We start from the raw sequence: 23287 nt of genomic DNA on the forward strand, positions 1-23287 counted from the left end.
GATATGAACTTGCTGGTGATGGTTCTACAATAAATATTGGTGCTGGTACATATGATCAAAGCAGTTCCATTACTATAGATAAATCAGTAACATTCAATGGTGCTGAAGGTGCTATAATCAATAAGCAAACCGCATCTACCTTTTCAGTTTCCTATGATACACCAAGTACAGCAGTTATAAGCATTAAGGGATTGACATTCACATCTTCCGATGTTGCATCAAGCAACCCTATGATAACTGTTTTAGGTCCTGCTGATGTAAGAGTTTCTGACTGTACCTTTAGGGACTGTTCCGGTGGAAAATATGGTCTTGTAAGATTCCAATCAGATTCCATAGGAACAGTGGATAACTGTGTATTCAAGGACTTGAATGGAACTACCAGTGCTAACAATAACTATATCAGTATTTTAGGAAATTCAGTTGTAACTGTCAAAAACTCTAATTTTACCAATATCGGTTCAGGCACTAACTTAAGAGCTATCATATACTTGAATTCAGCTCCTGCTACAGGATATGTAACAGATTGTATTTTCGATGGATTTGATGGAAACACAAATGGTGTCGTTGAAAATAGAGGAACAATGACCATCACTGGATGTACATTTACCAATATGGATTTAATGTATTCAAACTGTAAAGGTATCATTTATGGATCCACTACCTCTGCAACAGGTTCAACTACTGTAAAATCCTGTTCATTCTACAATAACAAAGCTGCCTATGACATTTGGATTTCAGCAGCTCCTACCACTGTAGAAAACTGTGCATTTGACTTAGCTGAAGGCCAATATGCTATCGGAAACAATAAACAAGCAGAAGTAAATGCAAACTACAACTTCTACGGTACCAATGACAATCCAAGTGCATTGCTCGATAATGTAACTGCATCAAATTGGGTAATCATGTCTGCTAGTGCAAGTGCAGATACTGTAGCTACTGATGATTCAATCACAATAACTGCAGACTTCAGCAAATACACTGACGGAACCACTACCGGTGACGTAACAGGCACAATGGCAGAAGTTCCAGTAAAATTCACTAATGCAGATGATACCAAAGGTAGTTTAGCAAATGAAATTCTATACCAAGACAACAAGGCTATAGTTACCTACACTGGTATTGCAGAAGGTGCTGACACTATCACTGTCACAGCAGCAAGCGTATCAACTACCATTCCAATCACTGTAATTGGCGGATCTGCTCCTAGTGGAAGTGTCATTTATGTAAAACCGGACGGAAATGATGAAAACGATGGATTAAGCGAATCCACTGCAGTCAAAACCATTGCAAAAGCAGTGGCTATCGTAAATGCATCTGAAGGCACTGATTTCACTATTTTAGTCTCAAATGGCGAATATGATATATCTAAAATTGAAAGTCCTGCCGCTAAAAATGTAAACCTTATCGGTGAAAGCAGAGATGGTGTAATCCTTCATGCTTCAGGGACATATGGTATAAATGTTTACGAAGACGACATTAGCTGGAATATTGAAAAAGTCACTATCTGTGATTTAAACAATACTGCAGGTACTTCCGCTGCTGTTAGATTCTTAGGAAACGGTACAAGTTCCATAAATGATTGTGTAATTAAAAACATTACAGCGAAAAACGGTGCTTTATACCTTAATACAAAAGGTACTGTAAACATTTCAAATACAATAATTGAAAATATTTACGGAGCTACATCAAGCAGTGCATCTTCCATTTATGTTTATGATTCCGGTACTTTTAACTTTGATAATATTGAAGTGTCTGGTTGTACTTTGGATGGAACCGTCGCAGGTACAAGCACAGCTTATTACCTTAGAGCTATTTTCTATGTAAATGATTACTATGCAAGAATCAATTTATTCAATTCCAGAATAACTGATAACATTGGACCTATTGGATCTATTATAGAATCCAGAGCTAATTTTAATATAGTCAACACCACTATTGCAAATAACTATATTAATACTTCTACTAATGGTAATAATGGTGGGGAATATTTAATTTGGGCATCCAATGATAATTCTGCAATCAATATAAGTAATTCCATCATTGCAAACAATACTCTTGGCAAATCTACCAGAGGAGTATTCTATGCTCAAAAAGGAACTACCAATGTAGAATATTCAGCTATTTATGATAATTTCAATGCTGATGGCAGTGCTGCTGCTCCAATTAGCGGATCTTTAATCACTGCTAATTATGACTGGTGGGGAACTAATGACAACCCATCTTCATATGTAAACAATTGGGTTATCATGAATGTAGACCCTACCAGCAAAGAAGGAATTGAAATTGGAGATACAGTAACAATAACTGTAGACTTCAAGCATTACACTGACGGCACTACAGTCAGCGAACTTGAAAACAGCATTCCTGAACTTAAAGTAACTGCTGCTGCAACCAGTGGAACTTTAGATAAGGCTGAAGCAATCACTGAAAACAACCAAGCAAGCTTTACATACACTGCTGCAGCTGGTGGCGAAGACACTGTAAACATTGCATCTGGTGCAGCAACTGTACCTATAGCTATTGTAGTGAACATGCCTATACCTCCTCATGACGTTTACGTATCCAAAGACGGAAATGATGAAAATGATGGTAGTGAAGATACTCCTGTAGCAACTATTGCAAAAGCTATTGAAATAGCTTCAAGTGATGCTGGAACCGGCAATATATTCATAAATGCTGGAACCTACACTGAAACAGGATTCACAATCACTAAAGATATGGTCATTACAGGTGTCGGCGATGTAATCATCGATGCAAATAATGAAACCGCAAAGATGTTCACCATTTCTGAAGGTGTAGCTAGCTTTGCACTCAACAATGTTGCAATCACAAAAGCAAACCATAACTATGGTGCTGTATTGTACAACTACTACACTGCTGATGTTGTATTGAACAACGTAAACATTACTGAATCCTATGCAAACGGATGGAGTGGATCTGCTCTTATTGTAAGCAAAGGAAAATTGACCATCAAGGATTCCAAGATTTCCAACAATGGTCCTATAAGCTCTGTAATCTACAACAATGGCGGAACTTTAATCATCAACAACACAGCATTTGAAAACATTGCAGCAAATACCAGTACTTCCTGTAATGGTGCAATCGAAAGCACTGGAAACACTGTTGTAGTAATTGAAAACTCTAACTTCACCAATATTGGAGCTGTTAGAGGAGCAGTTTACTCTGGTGCAAGCGACACTGGAAGCTTAACCATTATCGGTTCAAACTTTGAAAATTGTACTGCATTGTTAGATGGAAACAACTTCGGATATGGAGGAGCTGTACACTCACAAGTTGCACTCACCATTGACAAGTCCACTTTCAAGAACAGCAAATCCTACAGAGACGGTGCTGCTGTCTATGTAACAAAGGCTGCAACAATCACCAATTCAGTATTCATGGGCGGCGACTCTCAAGATGGAGACACTGCAGAAATCTATGCAACTGGCGACTTGACCTTAAACAACAACATTCTTCTTAAATCAAGTGATGACAAATACCTTGTTAAAACAGGAAGCGGAACCGTAGATGCTAAAAACAACTACTGGGGAAGCAATGACCCAAGCGCTTTAGTAAGCGGATTCACTTTAGAAAATTGGGTTATCATGAATGTTGAACCTGCAAGCGCTGAAGGTGCAATTGGACAAGCAGTTGAATTCAATGTTGACTTCAAGCACACTAAGAACGCTGAAGGAACCATAAGTGACTTATCAGGAACCTTGCCGCAAGAGTTAACAGTTTACGCTGAATCAGCAAACGGTACCATAGGCGAAAGCCCAATAACCACTACTGATTTAGCTGGAAAAATCATCTTCACACCTGAATTCAGTGGAGAAAACATTGTAAACATCTACACTGATGCAAACAATAAGGTACCTGTAACTGTAATTGTAGCTGAACCTTACACTGGCCCTATCTATGTATCCAAAGACGGTTCAGATTCCAATAATGGTGCAGAAGATGCTCCTGTAGCAAGCATTGCAAAAGCAGTTGAACTTGCAAAAGCAGGATCTGGAAAAGTAATCATCAAGGAAGGAAGCTATAACGAAAACAACATTACAATCAATAGTGAAATTCCATTAACAATCACAGGTGAAAATAATGTAGTGATTGATGGCACTGGCTTAGGAACTAACAGCATATTCATAATTAGAACCAGTCAGGCTATTGTCATTGAAAACATCAAATTCACTAACAACAAAGCTAAATACGGTGCAGCTATTGATATTGAAGGTTCACGTAGCGCTTTATTGCCTGTTGATGTAACTATTGACAATTGTGTATTCGAAAAATTAGAGGCAACCAGCCAAGGTGGAGCTATTTACACCACTTACCTTGCAGGTAAGTTAGTAATCAACAATTCTGTTTTCACCAAAAACAACGCTTCAAGTTGGGCTGGAGCATTAGCTGTTACCTATTCAGCTTATGAAGGTGCTCTTGATTTGGTAATCAACAACACTTCATTTGCCGACAACTTCGGTAACAATGGTGGTGCTGCATACTTAATGGCAAATACCATTACCATTGAAAACAGCAATTTCACCCATAACGGTGCAAAATACTATCCTGGTGCATTAGAATTGTATAACTGTACAGGTACTGTCGATAACTGTATTTTCACAGACAACAACGCTTCAAAACAATCAGCAGCTATTAAAGTTGAAGGTGTAAAAGATCAGCCATTAACATCTGTAACCATTACAAACTCAATTGTGGAAAACAATGTTGGATTAACCGAAAAGGCTGCTGCCATTTATGTTGACATAGCTACTGTAGAGGTTTCATACTCTTCACTTGCAAATGAGCATGTGTTTGAAACCCGTACTGGAACCGGTTATGGAGGCACATATTCCCAAGGTGTTGTAGTTGCAAACAACAACTGGTTTGGAACCAATGACCCAACAACTGTAGTAAACGGTACCAACATTACCATTGACAAATGGGTAATAATGAATGTGGAAGCAAACGCTACAGATGTTATTCCTGGTGATGAAGTAAAATTGACTGTTGACTTCAATCATGTAATGACCTCTGCTGGTGCAATTGAAGAATTGACTGGTGGAGCAATTCCTAAAGAAGCATATACTGTAACATTTGCTGCAGAAAATGGTACTGTTACCCCTGAAACCATAACAATCAATAATGGTGAAAGTGGAAATGCAGTATTCACTGCAAGCGATTACAATGCAAAAGTAACTGCAACATGCGCTCAAGCAACTAAAGACATTGTCTTTGTTGGAGAAATCCCTGAACCTTACACTGGAATCGTTTATGTATCCCCTGATGGTTCTGACAGAAACAACGGTTCTGCAGAAGCTCCTGTAGCAAGCCTTGCAAAAGCTATTGCAATTGCAACTGCTGAAACCGGATCTGGCCAAATCGTAATTAAGGAAGGAACCTACAAAGGAACCAATTACTTAATAACCAAAGATTTAGAAATTGTCGGTGAAGGAAATGTTGTAATCGATGGGGAAGGCCAAGGAAGATTGTTCTACATGAACTACGGTGCAGATGTCGCTAAATTCTCACTTAGCAATGTGGTTCTCACTGGTGCAAACCATGGATACGGCGCAGCTGTATACTCCTTTGCAAAAGAAACCGTATTGGACAATGTAACAATAATCAACAACCCTGGTGCTGGAGATCTAATCACTACCTACGGTAACTTAACAATTAAGGACAGTGAAGTTTCCGGCCATAACGGTGGAGATGTAATCCAAACTTCCGGGGACGCTACCATTATCATAAACAACACTCTATTCAAGGATAATGAAGTTACTGCATCCACTTCCGATTATGGAATTGTATATGTCTCAAGCGGCAAATCTAATGTAATTATAGAAAATTCCAAATTCCATAACAACAAGGCAAGACAAGGTATTGTAATAGGCAGTTCTGATGCTAACATCACTGTAAAAGGCTCTGAATTCATCAACAACACTAACACTGTATCCTACGGTGGAGCTATTCGCGCTTCCAACAAATTGGATGTAACCGAATCAGTATTCATCAACAACAATGCATACAGAGATGGTGGAGCTATTTACATAGGATTCCGTGGAGATGCAACCATCACCAGATCTGAGTTCATCAACAACTCCGCTGGAACTGGCTATGACGGTGATGCAATCTACAACGGCAACAAGGCAACTGTAAACTACTGTATCTTGCTCACCAACACTACCGGCAAACTCATCTTCAACGATGGTGAAGACAATGTTGTAAATGCTCAATACAACTGGTGGGGTACCAATGACAATCCTAAATCCTTAACTGGATCCGGCACCTACGAAGACGACTACTATGATGAAGTGGATTGCGCTGAAGTGGATGTGTCCAATTGGATTATCATGAATGTAGTTGCAGACACTTCCAATGTCCAAACCGGAGCTCAAGTTCCTATCGCTGTAGACTTCAACCACTATCTTGACAGCACTACAAGCGAAATCAAAGAGCTTGACACCAAATTGGCACAGGAATTAACTGTTGACTTCGCTTCCGCAACCGGCAGCTTAGACAAGACTGCAGTAGAAACCGTTGGATTAGTGGCTCAATCCACTTACACTGCTGCAGAAGGCCAAAACAGCATTAGCGTAAAATCCTCTGATGCAATGGTAGGCATTGAATTCAATGCTGTAACTCCTAAGGATACCATTTTAAATGCTGAGGATGAAATCACTGTCTACTTCGGTGAAGGTGTCTTGAATGTAAGCTTGACCAGTGAAGGTGCTCCTGTAGCAGGAAAAACAATCACTGTAAAGGTAAATGATGAAATCAGCTTAACTGGAATCACTGACGAATCAGGTATTGCAAGCATTGACTTTAGTTCTGTTCCTTTAGGAACCTATAATGCAGAAATCAGCTTTGCTGGAGACATTAGTTATAATCCTTCAAGCGCAGCTGCAAAAGTCACTGTCAAGGAAGCTCCTAAAACAGCTGAAGATCTTCAAAAACTAATTGATGAAACCCCTGCTGGCGGAGTATTGAACTTAAGCAATATGGAATTTGCAGACATTTCAGGAATCAACATCACTAAAGACATTGCTATTGTTGCTGACAATGTATCAATTGCAACTGCTGGTGATGGAAACCCTGTATTCAACATTGCATCCAATGTAAGCAATGTAAGCATCAGCGGTGTTGAATTCATTGCAAACAACGGTGATGTGCTTGTAAAAGCTACCGCTACAAATGGAACTGATGACTTGTCCATTGTAAACCCAGCTATTGAGCTTACAAACAACACTGTAAGCCCTGCAAATGAAAATGTTGTCCCATCTTCAATTACATTATTCGAACTTGAATCCGAAAGAGCAGTTCTTGCTCCTTCCAACCCAATGAACATCAAGGACAATAATTTACCAGAAGGTGCAAAAGCATTTGACTTTGAAATAGCAGGATTGGATGATGGAAATGGAATCAACATTCCACAAGGCGGAAACATCAATACCAACGGCTCAAGTGGAGGAACAACTCCTAAGGTGGCTACTACCATTGTAGCAAAAGCTATGAAAACCACTACTGTCAATACCAAGATTAACGGTAAGAAAGCTGGCAAAAACTACTCAATTACCTTAAAAGACAGTAAAGGAAATGTCTTAGCTGGAAAACAAGTATTGATTTCCTTCAACGGCAAGATCTACAAACGCACCACCAATGCTAAAGGTGTTGCAACCATTAAGATTGCTCTTGCTAAGAAAGGAACTTATCCAGTTGTAGTTTCATTCCTTGGGGATGAAAAGTACAACGGAAGCTTTGTTGTAGCTAAAGTTAAAGTCAACCCACAAAAGGTCAAATTGACTGTAGCTAAGAAAACATACAAGAGAAGCAAGAAAACCAAATACTTGTACGCTACCCTTAAGGCTACCAACAAGAAAGCCATTAAAGGTAAAAAGCTTGTCTTCATTATCAATAAGAAGAAATACACTGCAAAAACCAATAAGAAAGGTGTTGCAAAAGTGAAAGTCAAGTTATCCAAGAGGAAAACTTACAAGTTCACTGTAAAATTCTTAGGAGACAATACCTTCAAGAAAATCAGCAAAAAAGGAAAAGTCAAAATAAAATAAACAATTGAAAAAGAATAGATAATGGTTTTTAAGCTATTTTATCTATTCTTATATTTTATTTTTTTTAATAAGCAATTTTGAGGGCATTGACAAGTTAATCAAATGATTAAGATTGAATTTTAAAATTTTAGTATTGAATGATGCTTGAATTTTAAAATTTAATTAGATATGATAAATTGTTAAATTCTTTAATGAGGTGTAAGTTTGAAATTAGATAAGAAATTTTTAATCATATTATCACTTCTTTTCATGATAATTTTAGGATTCAATTCAGTCAGTGCAGCTGATTCGTCAGATGTCGTTGAAGATAGCAGCGCTGATTTGAGTTTAAGTTCCAGTTCTGATTTGGAGATTATTGACGATTCCCAATCAGGTTCTGAAATGATTAGTGATGAAAGCTTGTCTGAATCCAATGAAGTTTCAGATTCAAGTTCAAATAATGATGATTTGATTAGGGAGGGTTCAGATGCAATATACCTTTCCAAGGATGGAAACGATGACAATGACGGTTCCGAAGACAATCCTGTAAACACTATAGAAAGGGCTATTCAATTGGCAGTGTCTGATAATGGGCCTCATAAGATCTCCGTTGGTGAAGGTTCATTTGTAGTTTTTGGCATTGACTTGGATGATACCTACTTGACAATAGAAGGTTCTGGAATCGACCAGACAACCTTCGATGGTGTAGGTTATACTGGTGGAATATTCTCCATTTACAATTCCAACTTGACTATAAGAAACCTGAAGATTATTGATGGTGTCAATACAGGGGCATCTGGAGGTGCATTTACAAATATGGGCAATTTGACCATAGAAAACCTTGATGTTTCCGGATGCATTGTAAAGAATGGAAATGGTGGAGTAATCTACTCTGTAGGTAATTTGAATATAGCCAATTCAAGCTTTACAAACAATCAGGTCATTCCTACAGACAGTGGAGGAAACGGTGGAGTTATCTATTGTGACGGCTATTACACCAGCTTATCCTATCCTCCAAGCTTGAACATTTCCGGATGTGAATTCATAAACAACACTGCAAAAGGAAACACCTTCGGTGGTGGAGCTATCTATATGCAGTATGTTGACGGATTCAAGTCAATTGAAAACACAGTGTTCATAGGCAACAAGGCACTCTCTGGAGGAGCGATCTTTATGCAAAACAGTGAGGGCAATTTCCCAATGAATAATGTCAGTTTCATTAAGAACGTTGCTACAGGAACAGTCTCAAATTATGGAGGCGGGGCAATTAACCTCATTGGAAAAACAGATGGCAGGGTAGGAAATGTCATCATTAGAAATAGCCAGTTTGTAAACAACAGCGCTATCAATACCCGTGGAGGGGGAGCTATTCTTGATAGGAATGTTGACTTGAACATCAGCAACTCTTTCATCTTCAACAATAAGGATACTGAGAAAGGCATGTCAATCTATAAGGACACTACAGTTTACTATCCGAATGGAGGAAGAATCTATTTGGAAGACAATTGGTGGGGAACAAACAATCCTCAAAAGTTGGATAAGATCACCATTAACAGATGGGTAGTTGCAGACTTGTCTGTAGAGCTATTGGACAATCTTGAGGAAAATTTGGCAAATGATTATAATATAGCCAATTTCGATAAGAAATTAAATTACTATGACATCAAGGTTCTCTTAAACCATTATAATGATGGAAGCTTAATTGAAAACGCCAATTATTATCCATTTGAAAAGGAATTTAAGATTGCAAGCAATAATGGAGAATTGAATCAAACCAATGGATTATTGGAAAATAATATGGCCAGTGTCTTATTAAGTTCATCCTCAAAGGAAAATCTAATCAGTTTAAGAATAGACAATCAAAGCTTGGAATTCAATACAAATTCAATCATATCTAATATAAGTGCAGAAAAACTTCAAAGAATCATTGACAATGCAGAAGATGGCGACATAATCGATTTAAGCAATTGCAATTGTGAAAACATCTCAAATATAATCATAAACAAGAATTTGACAATAATCGGAAACAATGCAACAGCAATCAAATCTGCAGGCGGAAATCCAATATTTGTTGTTGATAAAAACAGTTTTGATGTGGATTCATTCGAAATTTCAAACATCAAGTTCATAGTGGATAATGGAGACACTATAGTTTTAGTCAATGCTAAGAATTCTACAAATCCATTGGAAATAGAGGTTCCAGCTATCAATATCAGTGGAATCACTGTAGAGAAGATTAATGAGAATGTTGTTGGAGAGACCGTTGACTTGCTCATGATAAATTCTGAAAGGGGAATCTTGGCAACCAGCAATCCAATCAATATAGAAAATGTCTCTTCATTTGATGGACTTAAGCAATTTAAATTCAATGTCACTTCAATTGAGGGGGAATCTGGAATCAATATCCCTCAAGGTGGAAATATCAATATTAATGGTTCTAGTGGTGGATCAACTGTTATGGTGGCTACAAGCATTGTAGCAAAAGCTATGAAAACCACTACTGTCAATACCAAGATTAACGGTAAAAAAGCTGGTAAGAACTACTCAATTACCTTAAAAAACAGTAAAGGAAATCTTTTAGCAAATAAAGAGGTTCTGATTTCCTTCAACGGCAAGGTCTACAAACGCACCACCAATGCTAAAGGTGTTGCAACCATTAAAATTGCTCTTGCTAAGAAAGGAACTTACCCAGTTGTAGTTTCATTCCTTGGTGATGAAAAGTACAACGGAAGCTTTGTTGTCGCTAAAATCAAAGTCAATCCACAGAAAGTCAAATTGACAGTCACCAAGAAAACATACAAAGCAAGCAAAAAGACTAAATACTTGTATGCTACCCTTAAGGCCACCAATAAGAAAGCTATTAAAGGCAAAAAGCTTGTATTCACTGTAAATGGCAAGAAATACACTGCAAAAACCAATAAGAAAGGTGTTGCAAAAGTGAAAGTCAAGTTATCCAAAAGGAAAACCTACAAGTTTACAGTAAAATTCGCAGGAGACAACACATTCAAGAAAATCAGCAAAAAAGGAAAGGTTGTAATTAAATAAAATTGTTAAAATGTTTTTTTAGAAAAAATTATTAAAAATATTAAAATGAAAGATTGGGGTTAAGTCATGAAAATTAAGCACTGTTTATTGATTTCATTAATGGTAATGCTTTTATTGATGATTCCTGTAAGCTTTGCAGCTGCAGATGATTCAGTGATACTAAATGAAAATAATGAAATCAATTTCCAAACAAACACTGAAATAAATGAAATCACTGATTCAATTGATGATGAAACAGCCGATGCAATTGAAATGGATGAAAATGATGGTCTTGAATCAAGTTCAGGATCTAATACAAATGAGAATGGGCTTGAAAGTATTGATGATGAGATCCTTGATGAAGGCAATTCCCAAAGTCAAGGGGACATCTACACAGAATATTCAGACTACATCAACCTAAAGTCTGAAATGCTTACCTATGACTTCAACATATCAGATTCAAACACTATCTTTGTAAACTCAAGCTATGATGGAGATGAGGAGTTAGGAACCCAATCAAACCCATTCAAAACAATTTCCAGTGCTTACAGTTATTTCAATAATGACACTAACTCCAAAACAAACATCTTTTTGGCAGATGGAACCTATACAATTTCAGGACGTATGACAATTACCAAAAACCTTAATTTGATTGGCCAAAGCACATTGAATACAATCATTGATGGTGAAGGAAACGGATACGGCAATGGAATATTCTTCATCTCCCCTCCACTTGCCTATTATGCTGTAAGCCCTCTTGTAAACTTTGTAAATCTGACATTCACAAGAGGAAATTCCTACTATGGAGGAGCGGTTTACATTAACCAAAGTGCTGTAAACTTCGTTTATACCAGATTTAAGAACAACTCTGCAAAGGATTATATCTATTACTATGCACAGAAAACATATCCTGCAAGCGGTGGAGCAATATACAATGACAAGGGATTCGTCAGAATCTACAATTCAGTATTTGAAGGAAATACAGCAAATGGAAGCGCAGATGCTTATGCAGGTGCAATCATTAACGATATGGGAGAAATGACCATATTGAACTCCCAATTTATAAACAACTCTGTAAATGGGACTTACGGTAGCGGTGGAGCTATCTATGACTATAGCGGAATCCTTGTAGTATATAACACAACAATAGCTAACAATACAGTCAATTCAAACTACTCTATGGGAGGAGGAATCTGCAATTGGGCAAGCCACAATGTATTCATAATAAACTCTACAATAGACCATAACATACTCAATGGAGATTACACATTCGGTTCTGCAATATCCAACAAGGCAAATCTTCTTGAAATCCATAATGTCACAGTCTCAAGCAATCAAGCAAATGGAATAAGCGATGACAATGGAACCTTCTTCAACTTGAATGGCAATGTAAACATGGCAAATGTGAATTTCAACAATAATTATGTAAAAACCGTGCGAGATGACTTATTGCTTTGCCTTGAAGATCAAATAATAGTCTCAAAAGCATTTGATGACGGATTGCTCACTGATCTTCCTTCATCATATGACTTAAGGGATTACGGATTGGTCTCTCCAATTCGTAACCAAGGAGGTTCAGGATCATGCTGGGCATTTACAACAATTGCAGCCCTTGAATCCTATCTGTTGAAATATGAAAACATTTCATATGACCTATCTGAAAACAATATGAAAAACCTGATGGGGCTCTATGGATTGAACGGTACTGATTGGAAAGATGGTGGAAACCAGTACATGTCCCTTGCATATCTCTTGCGCTGGAGCGGGCCTGTAGAAGAAAGTGATGATCCATTCAGCGATTGGGATACAAGCTCTCCTACCAAATTGAATCTTACAAAGCATGTGCAGGATGTTCTATTGATTCCTGTACGCCTAAGCTATAAGGATTTGGATCAAATCAAATATGCAATCATGACTTATGGGGCATTGTACACTTCAATGCAGGCAGATGATGCATTCCAATACGAACCGGACTATTATCATGATGTCATTGATACCTCTAACCATGCAGTAACTCTCATTGGTTGGGATGACAATTACAAAAAGGAAAATTTTGCAATAACTCCTCCTGGCGATGGAGCGTTCATAATAAAGAACAGTTGGGGAACAGACCACGGCTATGATGGATACTGGTACATATCCTACTATGACAAGGCATTTGCAGGATTCGGGCTTGATACAATCTCCGCTATGGCAATCGCAAATGTAGAAAACATTACAAACTACAAGAACATTTACCAATATGACACTCTTGGGAATACATTTGAGTCATTGGGATTCAACTCCCATACTGCATGGCTTGCAAATCAATTCCTGGCTAAAAACAACAATCCATTGACTGCATTTGGATTATACACCTTTGGAGACAGTGAATATCTAGTAAACATCACTGTAAATGGAATAAGCAAATATATTCAAGAGGGCCTCATAAAAGGTGCAGGATACCATACAATCAAATTGGATGAATATGTGGAGCTTGCCAAAAACGATATATTCAAGATAGCCGTAAAATTGACCACTCCAGATTCATGCTATCCGATAGCTATTGAATCAAAAAGGGAAGGTTATAGCAGTGGAGCAAGCGCAAATCCTAATGAATCATTTATCAGTATGGATGGAATAAACTGGATTGACCTTGTGGATTACAAGAATCTTTATGAAGACGGCTTGAAAGTAATCAAGTTCTACCAATATGCTCAAGATTATGACTTGAAAGAAGCTAATGTATGTCTTAAGGCCTACACTTCAGGGGTCAGTGACATTTGCCTTAGCATAAAGTCAAACAGCAGCACTTACAAGGTAGGTGACTTGATTGATCTTGTCATTACAGTATCAAATGAAGGTGACTTGGTGAATGACCTCAACATCAGCATGGATCTTGATGATTCAATAATCATAAAAAGCTTCCAGATCATTAAGGGTTCATTCAATCAGAATACCAAGGTATGGCATTTAGGCTCTTTAGGTGAAGGTGAGTCCAGTGTGCTTAAGTTAAGCTTATCCCTTAATCAGGCAAAAGCGGTTCTCCCTATCGCATTCAGTTTCGATTATGCAGGATTCAAGCCAAGCAACATTACAAATTCAAATGTCTTGAACTTGTATTATGAAGGAAACACCAAGTTCCAGGATATTGAAAATAAGCTTATATTGTCCAAATCCAATGAAGGAGTGATAATCACTTTGCTGGATCAAAATCTCAATCCTGTAGCGGGTAAGGAAATTACAGTTTCATTGATTGAAAGTGACAACAATCTAAGCTTCTCTCTTGTAAAATTGCTTTTGGATGAAAATGGAACCGCTAAATTTAGCTTAAATCTTGTGGAAGGAAATTACATGTTCATGGCTTCATTCATTGGAGACAGCTATTACAAGTCTTCCAATGCAACATTCACCGTAAATGTGACTAAAAGGAACAGCCCTCATATCATAGTTGAAGAGACCTTGATAAAAGGGGATGAATTCAATGTTGTTTTGATAGATGACAACTACAATGCACTTCCAAATAAGGCAATTAAATTCATCGTTAGCCTAAACGATAAGGTTGTCTTGACAAAAACTGCAACCACAAACGCAAACGGTGAAGCCAAATTGACTGGGCTTTCAAAATTGAGCAATGGAAATTACATTGTGAAGATAGTCTTTGGCGACGATTACTATAAAGACAGTTCCTTGACTAAAAAGGTAACAATCAAAAGGGCCGTAGCTAAGAAGATAGTCAAGAAGGCTACCAAATTGTATGTTCCTAAGAAGACTTTCAAGGCTAAGAAAAAAGTCAAGAAACTAACTGCAACTTTGAAAAATGGAAAGAAAGTAATCAAAGGCAGAAAGATTGTTTTCATCATAAATAAGAAAAAGTACACAGCAAAAACCAATAAGAAAGGTGTTGCAACAGTTAAAATAAAGCTTTCCAAGAAGAAAACCTATAAGGTAACTGTAAAATTTGCTGGAGACAAGTACTATAAGGCAAGTAAAAGGACTTCCAAGGTAGTTATAAAATAAATAGGTGAAATAAAACAATTAATGAAAAATATTAAAACAATATTAAAACAATAATTAAAAAATAAGATATCTAAAAGTTATCTTATTTTATTTTTTTAAAATGAAAATTAATTCGTAACATATAAAATAATTCAAACAAAATTATGAATTAATAAATGAAAATATTTTTTTATAATATGTTATATAATAATATCATATTACATTAAATTTTAAAAGATAAACAAATTAAAATCTAATATTACTTTTATTCGATAAAAGGTGTTTTAATGGAAAGTCAAAATATATTAATCAAAAATGCAACTATACTAAATCCATTGGGAAATGGAAAAACTGAAGAGAAATCTGCAGATGTATTGATAGTTGAAGATAGGATTGCAGAAATAGGAAGCGCAATCGATGAATCAAATGCAGAAAAGATTATTGATGCTACTGATAAGATATTGATGCCAGGGCTTGTCAACACTCACACTCACATTTCAATGTCACTTTTACGTGGAATAGCTGACGACTTGGAATTGGACACTTGGCTTAACGATCACATCTGGCCTATGGAAGCACACCTAAGCAGGGAGTACTGTTACATAGGTGCACTTCTTGGTGCAGCTGAAATGATCAAGAGCGGTACAACCACATTTTCAGACATGTACTTCTATATGGATGGAGTTGCCCAAGCTGTAGATGAAATTGGTATGAGGGCAGTGTTGTCATATGGTATGATTGATTTCGGCATTGAGGAAAAACGTGAAAACGAGTTCAAGGAAAACATTGCACTCATAAAAAATCACAACAATACTGCTGATGGAAGAATCACTACAATGTTTGGTCCACACTCAATCTATACCACTTCAAGTGAGCTTCTTGAGAGGGTCAGAAAGGAAGCTGATAAGCATCAAGTTGGTATCCACATTCATATGAATGAGACAATGAAGGAAATTAATGACTGTAAGGAAAACCATCAAAATAAAAGACCCTTTGAGTATTTAGATGACATCGGTATATTAAATAGTGATATTGTTGCGGCTCATGGTGTATGGTTAGACCAAAATGAGATAGATTTGATTAAAAAGTATGATGTCAAGGTATCACACAACCCATGCAGTAACATGAAACTTGCATCAGGTGCATCACCTATAGGTGAACTATTAAGTCAAGGTGTATGTGTTGGATTAGGTACTGATGGTGCATCAAGCAACAACAATCTTGACATGTTCGATGAGATGAAGTTTGCAGCACTTCTTCAAAAGGTTTCAACACTCAATCCGAAACTTGCAACTGCAGATGAAGTGATAAACATGGCAACCTATAATGGTGCAAATGCATTAGGCATTGATGCAGGTTCAATTGAAGTTGGCAAAAAGGCAGATCTTATTCTTGTTGACACAAACGCTCCTAACATGACTCCTATGAGCAATGCGATTTCATCAAACTTGGTCTACTCTGCTAACGGTTCCAATGTTGACACCACAATCTGTAACGGTAAAGTATTGATGGAAAACAGAGAGCTTCTCACTGTAGATGAAGGCCATATCTTAAGTGAGGCAAAAAGAGCTATTGCAGAAATGAAAGAGCTTAGGGAAGCGGAATCAGAATAGAATAATTGATGGTTTGATAATAGATAAAGACATTAGGTGAAATTATGGCAGATTTGAACTTTGAAGAGGAAAGAATTTCATTCACTCCAATGATATTGTATATGGAATACATTAACTTGCAGTATGCCAGATATCTAAAGGAAAACTTTAAGGAAATAACATCTGGAGACGCTACCTATTTGATCAATATCTTTTATCATCAAAACATATCCCAAAGGGAACTTGCCGATATGCTCTTTGTTTCAGAGTCAAATGTTACTCAAATAATTAAGAGGCTGGAGAAAAACGGATTTGTGGAACGTAAGGTTGATGAGAAAAACAAAAGCAGAAGAAATCTCATTTTAACCAATAAGGGAAGGTTGACTGTATTTTCACTAATAAAGGTCTTTTATGAAGGAGAAAGTGAGCTTTATGAAAAGTACACTGAAGAGCAAATAGAGCTATTCAAGAACATGCTTTATGATTACTCCAATTTGGCCATTAAGGATATTTGATCTTCTCATTTTCTCATTTTTTTGTTTCATATTGTATGGTTTGCTTTTTTTTTAGCATTGTAATATTTTTAGTTTTTATTTTTTTTATTTTTATCCGTTGATTCTCTCGGTTTTTGCAATTTTTTTCATATCTAGTATATTATAGATAAATATAAATACTTTTTTTAATAAAGAATTATTTAAGACTTAAGATTCTAAAGTCTTTATTATTAAGGTGAAATTATGGCTGATAAAGAAAAAACTATTGAAGTATTGCAAGCTATTGTAACTGGCTTATCCGCAAACTCATTTGGTCACAGAATTCAATCAAAGATTTTCGCTGGATTAGGATTCCAATCCTTAGGAGACAAGTATGCAACTCATGCAACTGAAGAAATGGACTTTGTAGAACAGTTCATGGACAGAATTCTTGATTTAGGTGGAGAAATAAAACAGGAAGCACAGGAAGCAAAACCAATCTACACTGATATCATTGAATTCATTGAAGCTGATTATAATGTTTCTGTTGAAGGAATTGCATTCTTGAATGAAGTTATGGAATCAGGCATCTTTGATGCAACCACCTATGACTTGATGAAAGTCTATCTCAAGGATGAAGAAGAGGATATGTACTGGAGCGAACAGCAATTGGACTTATGCAAAATGATTGGAAAGCAAAATTACTTAACCCAATTGTTAATAAATGACCAAAGTGCTGCAGAATAGATTAGATTTATTTTTAAAAATAAATTTTACTTTTTTTCTTTTTATTTATCCTTTTATATTATTCTAATTTTGAAGTTTATTTTTTATTATGATTTTAATTTATTTTTTATTTATCATTTGATATTATCATGAAATTTTAATTTATTTTTTATTTAGTTAAATTTATATTATTCTAAATCAGATTATTCTTTAAGTTTATTTTTTGTTTTTTATTTTAATTAATTATTGGAGATGTTATTATTAAAATTCAAGCTGTAAAATTCTTTGAAAAAGGGTTTTCCACTCAAAGCTTTGCTTTTGGTGGTGAAGAAGGCCCTGAAAACTTTGACAGTTCTGTTCTTTATCGTTCAAGCTTGCAGAACTATGTGATTGACACTGGAGATGAAGTGATTCTTGTTGATACTGGTGTGCCTAAGGAAGCACCTGAAACAGCGCCAAACTATGAATTGGGAATTTACACTGGTAAAAGGATTACCGATTATGTCTCTGCATTGAAGGATTTGGGATACAATCCAGAAGATGTTTCCAAAATATTGGTTACCCATAAGCATGAAGACCATTCCGGTGAGATTCGCTCTTTCCCAAATGCAAAAGTCTATATCTCTCCAGAAGATGCTGATGCATTGGGGCTTGAAGGGGACAATATAATTCGTGTCGAATACACTGATGGGGCATACTATAATTTTGAAGCCTCTCTAAAGATAGCAGAAGGCATCCATTTCCTTCCAGCAAAGGGTCACACTCTTGGAAACAGCATAGTGATTGCTGAGGATGATGGGCTCTTTTACATGATTCATGGAGATTTGACATATACTGATGAGGCTATGTATGAAAACAAATTGTCTGTTGTCTATGAAGACATTGGATTGGCTCGTGAAACAATGGACAAGGTAAGGGAGTTCATTAAAGACCATCCGACTGTTTACTTGTCTACCCACACTCCTCTTGGACATGAAAACCTTGAGGCAAAAAGGGTTATGGATTTGGACAATCCTCCTGAAACAATAGCTATTGATTATGAAATCGAGGAAAAGGAATCTACTGGAAAATATGTCTGTTCCATTTGCGGTTATGTATATGATCCTGAAATCGGTGATGAGGAACATGGCATTCCTGCAGGAACTCCATTTGAAGACTTGCCTGATGATTGGAAATGTCCAAGATGCAGACAGGATAAGGACAAGTTCAATAAAGCATAAAAAATTATTTCGCTTTTAAGAAATAGATTTTCTCGTTAAGGGATTCTATTTTTTTTAATGATTTCTATTTGGAATCGTTTTAATATTTTAAATTTTTAAGGTTTAACTATGAAAATTCTATATTTCACATCAACAGGAAACAATCTGTATATTGCAAAGAAATTAGGTGGAGAGCTATTGAGCATTCCTCAATTGATTAAGAACAATAGATTTGATATTGAAGATGAATCCATTGGAATAATATTTCCAGTCTTTTATGCAAATGCTCCAAAGATCGTTAGGGAATTTATTGAAAAGGCCAGATTCAAAACGGATTATCTGTTCTTGATAGCTTCATATGGTTCTGATGGAGACCAGAATGCATTTAAAATCCTGAAGAAGGCTTTCAATAAAAAGGGAATGAAAGTAAATTATACAAATTCAGTTTTAATGGTTGACAATTATTTGCCTATGTTTGACATGAAAGAGGAAAAGGAAATCAAGGATGATTCTGACATTGACAGTCAAATTGAAATAATCAGGAATGATATTGAATCAAGAAAAGAGTTCCATCTCAATAAGAAGTCATTTACAGATGTGCCTTTTATAGAAAAGGTCTTGGAATCAACAATGACTAAAAGATTCCATATCATTGTTGGTGATGGATGCAGTGATTGTAAGGTATGTTCAAGGATATGTCCTAAAGGAAATATAGATTTAAGCGGTGAAAAGCCGGTTATTGGCGATGATTGTCTCTTTTGCCTTGGATGCGTCCACCACTGCAAGGAGAATGTATTTACCATAAACAATGAAAAAAATAATAAGGAAAGATTCTCCAATCCTCATATTAAAGTTTCTGAAATCATTAAAAGCAATAATATGCTTTGATTTAATTATTTTAATAATTTATCTTTTTACTTTTTTAATTTTTTAATATTTTTTATTTTTTAATCAGATTATTGTTTGCATATGTCCTAACTATATTGAAATTGAAAAAATATAGGAAAATGAATTATTTATTCATTTACCCAATTGATGATTTCGTCATCAGATTCTCTACCGTATAATCTTTTTCCTGGCTTCCAGTTAGCTTCTGGATAAGCGTTTTTCAAGTCGTTTTCACAACCTGATATTCCAGTTCCACCAGAGGTGCAGAAAGCTATTGCAGTTTTGCCGGCAATGTCAATGCTTTCAATGAAAGTGTTGATTATTGTAGGTGCAGTGTACCACCATACCGGAAAACCGATGAGAATTGTATCATATTCAGCGACATCGATTGTTTCCTTGATTGGAGGCCTGAATGACTTGTCATTCATTTCAATAGTTGATCTGCTTGTCTTGTCCATATAATCCAAGTCAGCTGCGGTATATGGGGTTTCAGGAGCAATCTCAAAGATGTCTGCATCAAGTGCATTTGCCACTTTTTCTGCCACTCTTTTGGTTACTCCGCTTGCTGAGAAATAAGTTACTAAAGTTTTCATTTTATCACCATCTTTATTAATTGAAAAAATTTATTCATTATATTATTAGAATTATTCAAATGTATCTACAACATCTTTTAGAAGTGTTGGAATGTCTAGTTTTTGGGTACAGATTGCCATGCAGGATTCACATTCAGTGCATGCAGATGCCGGTGCATTTGCAGCTGCAGTTGTTCCATAGATTGCATGCAATGAAGGAAGTGAATACATCTTTTCACTGTTGTACAATTCAAAGAAATCAGGTATAGGGATTCCTGCTGGACATTCCTTTAGGCAATATCCACAGTAACTGCAGTCTATTGCAATGAGTTCCTTGATCTCGTTTGCCATTTCAAGGACGAATTCATTTTCCTCTTCACTCATAGGTTCAAATGGCTTGAATACTTCACAGTTCTCTTTCATCTGCTCGAGGTTTCCTACACCACTTAAAACCACTTTTACGTTTTCATGGCTTCCTGCAAATCTTAATGCAGCTTCAACTAAAGTCATTCCATTGTCTTGGAATTTTTCTTTTATTGTATCTGGAAGGTTGTATAATGTTCCACCTTTTATAGGTTCCATTACAATTACTTCCTTACCGTATTTTTCACAGATTTCATAATTCTTTCTGGATTCGGTAAGTTTGCTTTCCCAGTCAAGGTAGTTCAATTGAAGCTGTACAACATCTATTGCATCACCATATTTTTCCAGGATCTCTTCAAGTAGATCTGATCTGTCATGGTAACTGATACCTATTTTCTTGGCTATTCCCTCTTCTTTCATCCTTTTGATGTAATCGAATGTATTGCAGTTTTCAGCTATTTGAAGGAATGATTCATTGATGTTGTGGATTAGCAATACATCAAAGAAATCTGTTCCTAATCTTTCAAGCATGATATCCACAAATTTTTGGTTATCCTTTTCGCTTCTTAAGGCCCATGTAGGTATCTTATCAGCTATCTTAAAGGATTCTCTTGGATATCTTTCCACAAGTCCAATCCTTAAAGCCTCTTCTGAAGCTCCGTTGTGGTATGCATAGGAAGTGTCAAAGTAGTTGAAACCTTGATCCATGTAATAGTCAATCATTTCTGTAACATCATCGAAATTTATGGAACTTGGATTGTTTTCATCTTCCAAATCCAATCTCATAGCTCCAAATCCAAACATAACATCGCTCATAATTGTCACCATTTTAATTAGATTATAATATTATCTTAAATTTTTAATATATTTTTAAAAATATTATATTTGATATAATATATAAATCTTTCCTAAGGAAACAGTTATCTAATGAAAATATTTAAATAGATTGAAAAATATAGTTTATATAAAGAGAAAAACTATAGTGTTTTAGAATTGGTGTAAATATGGAATTGCCTAATCAGTTTTTTAATGAAGATTCAGAGAACATAAGGATTTATCACTATGTAGAGGAATTGGTGGGAAGCTTTAGAAATTACATTGATGAAGAATTCGTTGATGAGGATATAAGCATGGTTGAACTTCCATTCTTGCTTAGAATAAGGTTTTCTACTGAAGGAACTCAAAAGGAATTGGTGAATCTGTTCAAGGTAAGTGATGGTTATACTGCAAAGCTTCTAAGGCGTTTTGAATTGGCGGGCCTTATTAAAAGAATAGAGGATCCCTCTAATAGACGTAGAAAATTAGTTAAATTAACTGATAAAGGCATTAAAAGAACTGATAAGATATTAAAATACATCGATTACTGGGAAGATACAGTAATGGATGGAATCGATGAGGATGAGAGAAAAGTCTTGAAAAAATCCTTATTGAAGTTGGTTCTAAACACTCAAAAGCTTTAAAACTCCCTTTCTATTTTTTTAAAACAAGTTTTCATAAATAATTTTAGATTATACGAACTATTTTTTCCAAGATAAAAAAAGTGGAGATAAATCTCCACTAGCAGGAAAAATCAATCTCAAATGAGATTGACACACAAGTATTTAATTAAATATAGTTTTTTTAAATATTTAAATATTTTTATCTCTAGAAATTTCTAAGGCAAAACTAAAAATGGAAAATTTAAATTACTCAGTATTTAAAAATTTTTACAAATTAATTAATTTTTATACAAAAGGTAATATGAATTCTATTTATTAAACTAACGGCACGTAGTAGTTTTAAAATTTCATCCATCATAGAACCACCTCCTGTCTTTAGTCAGGAGCATACTTGTGTTTTTCCTCCTGCTTAAAATTCGTAGTTCTAGATAAATTATCCAAATTTAGAATTGCCAAATATTAGTTTAAAACTAATTATTTATTAATTTAACTAATTTTTGGATTTATTTTTTTAATTTAATATCAATTTACAAATATTAAGTCAATTTAACAGTTTTAATCAATTATAATATTGTTAAATTAATAGGAGTTGATAATAACAGACACCCAATCGTTGAAATGTTGTTTGCAAATCCAGAATTAAACAAAGCAGATCCAGTTCGTTCTATCATAAGAAGTGGAGTCGTAAATCTTGCAACAATTATCGAAAGACAAGCTATAAAATTAGCCCAATCTCAGCCTTTATTCGATTGATAACTCTATTTTACCGTCCAAAATATTGTATTATTTTCATTATTACAAATCTTTTTGCCTATATATGAAGTAATTGGAAGTGGATATTCTTTATCACCCCAACTAAACACATAATCATTATTAGAATTAGACAATGTGATATTCTCTAATTTTACCAAATTATTTTCATCTATTTTGGATTCTAAAATAAAAACTCCTTGCTGAAAAAGCAAGGAGTTTTTTTGTTTAACTCTAT

12 protein-coding genes and 1 pseudogene are annotated in these 23287 nt (G+C 35.6%); 10 read left to right on the forward strand and 3 right to left on the reverse strand.

Features of this window, described 5'->3' with window-relative positions:
- The 9 genes and pseudogenes from Q0409_RS05650 to Q0409_RS05690 form a co-directional block, all read left to right on the forward strand.
- A partial coding sequence (locus Q0409_RS05650; RefSeq protein ID WP_298535958.1) for a right-handed parallel beta-helix repeat-containing protein occupies positions 1-8066 on the forward strand: 8066 nt, incomplete at its 5' end.
- A 204-nt stretch (positions 8067-8270) separates the two neighbouring features.
- Positions 8271-11090, forward strand: a complete 2820-nt coding sequence (locus Q0409_RS05655; protein WP_298535960.1) for an Ig-like domain-containing protein — start codon at positions 8271-8273, stop codon at positions 11088-11090.
- Positions 11091-11156: 66 nt separating this feature from the next.
- Positions 11157-15068 carry a lectin like domain-containing protein gene (locus Q0409_RS05660; protein ID WP_298535962.1) on the forward strand — a complete coding sequence of 1304 codons (3912 nt, stop codon included), beginning with the start codon at positions 11157-11159 and terminating at the stop codon, positions 15066-15068.
- Between the two features lie 266 nt (positions 15069-15334).
- Entirely contained in the window at positions 15335-16660 is a 1326-nt protein-coding gene (locus Q0409_RS05665) for an amidohydrolase family protein (protein ID WP_298535964.1), read from the forward strand.
- Positions 16661-16704: 44 nt separating this feature from the next.
- A complete protein-coding gene (locus Q0409_RS05670; protein WP_298535966.1) occupies positions 16705-17154 on the forward strand; it encodes a MarR family winged helix-turn-helix transcriptional regulator in 450 nt (149 codons plus the stop codon).
- Positions 17155-17376: 222 nt separating this feature from the next.
- Positions 17377-17859: a bacterioferritin gene (locus tag Q0409_RS05675; protein ID WP_298535968.1), complete on the forward strand. Its 483-nt coding sequence runs from the start codon at positions 17377-17379 to the stop codon at positions 17857-17859.
- A gap of 365 nt (positions 17860-18224) precedes the next feature.
- Positions 18225-18785 (forward strand): annotated as a pseudogene (locus Q0409_RS05680) (MBL fold metallo-hydrolase); the annotation flags it as partial.
- Between the two features lie 96 nt (positions 18786-18881).
- Positions 18882-19058, forward strand: a complete 177-nt coding sequence (locus tag Q0409_RS05685) for a rubredoxin (protein WP_298535979.1) — start codon at positions 18882-18884, stop codon at positions 19056-19058.
- Between the two features lie 108 nt (positions 19059-19166).
- Positions 19167-19925: an EFR1 family ferrodoxin gene (locus tag Q0409_RS05690; RefSeq protein WP_298535970.1), complete on the forward strand. Its 759-nt coding sequence runs from the start codon at positions 19167-19169 to the stop codon at positions 19923-19925.
- A 128-nt stretch (positions 19926-20053) separates the two neighbouring features.
- On the opposite strand, the gene Q0409_RS05695 is transcribed toward Q0409_RS05690, so the two are convergent.
- Positions 20054-20518: a flavodoxin gene (locus Q0409_RS05695; protein WP_298535971.1), complete on the reverse strand. Its 465-nt coding sequence runs from the start codon at positions 20516-20518 to the stop codon at positions 20054-20056.
- A gap of 51 nt (positions 20519-20569) precedes the next feature.
- Positions 20570-21676 carry an aldo/keto reductase gene (locus Q0409_RS05700; protein WP_298535973.1) on the reverse strand — a complete coding sequence of 369 codons (1107 nt, stop codon included), beginning with the start codon at positions 21674-21676 and terminating at the stop codon, positions 20570-20572.
- 188 nt (positions 21677-21864) lie between these two features.
- Between Q0409_RS05700 and Q0409_RS05705 the strand changes: the two genes are divergently transcribed.
- Positions 21865-22320, forward strand: coding sequence for a MarR family winged helix-turn-helix transcriptional regulator (locus Q0409_RS05705; protein WP_298535975.1), 456 nt, complete (start codon positions 21865-21867; stop codon positions 22318-22320).
- Positions 22321-23057: 737 nt separating this feature from the next.
- On the opposite strand, the gene Q0409_RS05710 is transcribed toward Q0409_RS05705, so the two are convergent.
- The coding region (locus Q0409_RS05710; RefSeq protein WP_298535977.1) for a hypothetical protein at positions 23058-23287 on the reverse strand (230 nt) is incomplete at its 5' end.

The sequence above is a fragment of the uncultured Methanobrevibacter sp. genome (assembly GCF_937898925.1).
Lineage (GTDB): Archaea > Methanobacteriota > Methanobacteria > Methanobacteriales > Methanobacteriaceae > Methanobrevibacter.

What these genes read in the sequence shown, in the direction of transcription:
- Q0409_RS05660 (WP_298535962.1), top strand. Translation starts at nt 11,157, where the DNA reads ATGAAAATTAAGCACTGTTTATTGATTTCATTAATGGTAATGCTTTTA.
- Q0409_RS05665 (WP_298535964.1), top strand. Translation starts at nt 15,335, where the DNA reads ATGGAAAGTCAAAATATATTAATCAAAAATGCAACTATACTAAATCCA.
- Q0409_RS05670 (WP_298535966.1), top strand. Translation starts at nt 16,705, where the DNA reads ATGGCAGATTTGAACTTTGAAGAGGAAAGAATTTCATTCACTCCAATG.
- Q0409_RS05675 (WP_298535968.1), top strand. Translation starts at nt 17,377, where the DNA reads ATGGCTGATAAAGAAAAAACTATTGAAGTATTGCAAGCTATTGTAACT.
- Q0409_RS05690 (WP_298535970.1), top strand. Translation starts at nt 19,167, where the DNA reads ATGAAAATTCTATATTTCACATCAACAGGAAACAATCTGTATATTGCA.
- Q0409_RS05695 (WP_298535971.1), bottom strand. Translation starts at nt 20,518, where the DNA reads ATGAAAACTTTAGTAACTTATTTCTCAGCAAGCGGAGTAACCAAAAGA.
- Q0409_RS05700 (WP_298535973.1), bottom strand. Translation starts at nt 21,676, where the DNA reads ATGAGCGATGTTATGTTTGGATTTGGAGCTATGAGATTGGATTTGGAA.
- Q0409_RS05705 (WP_298535975.1), top strand. Translation starts at nt 21,865, where the DNA reads ATGGAATTGCCTAATCAGTTTTTTAATGAAGATTCAGAGAACATAAGG.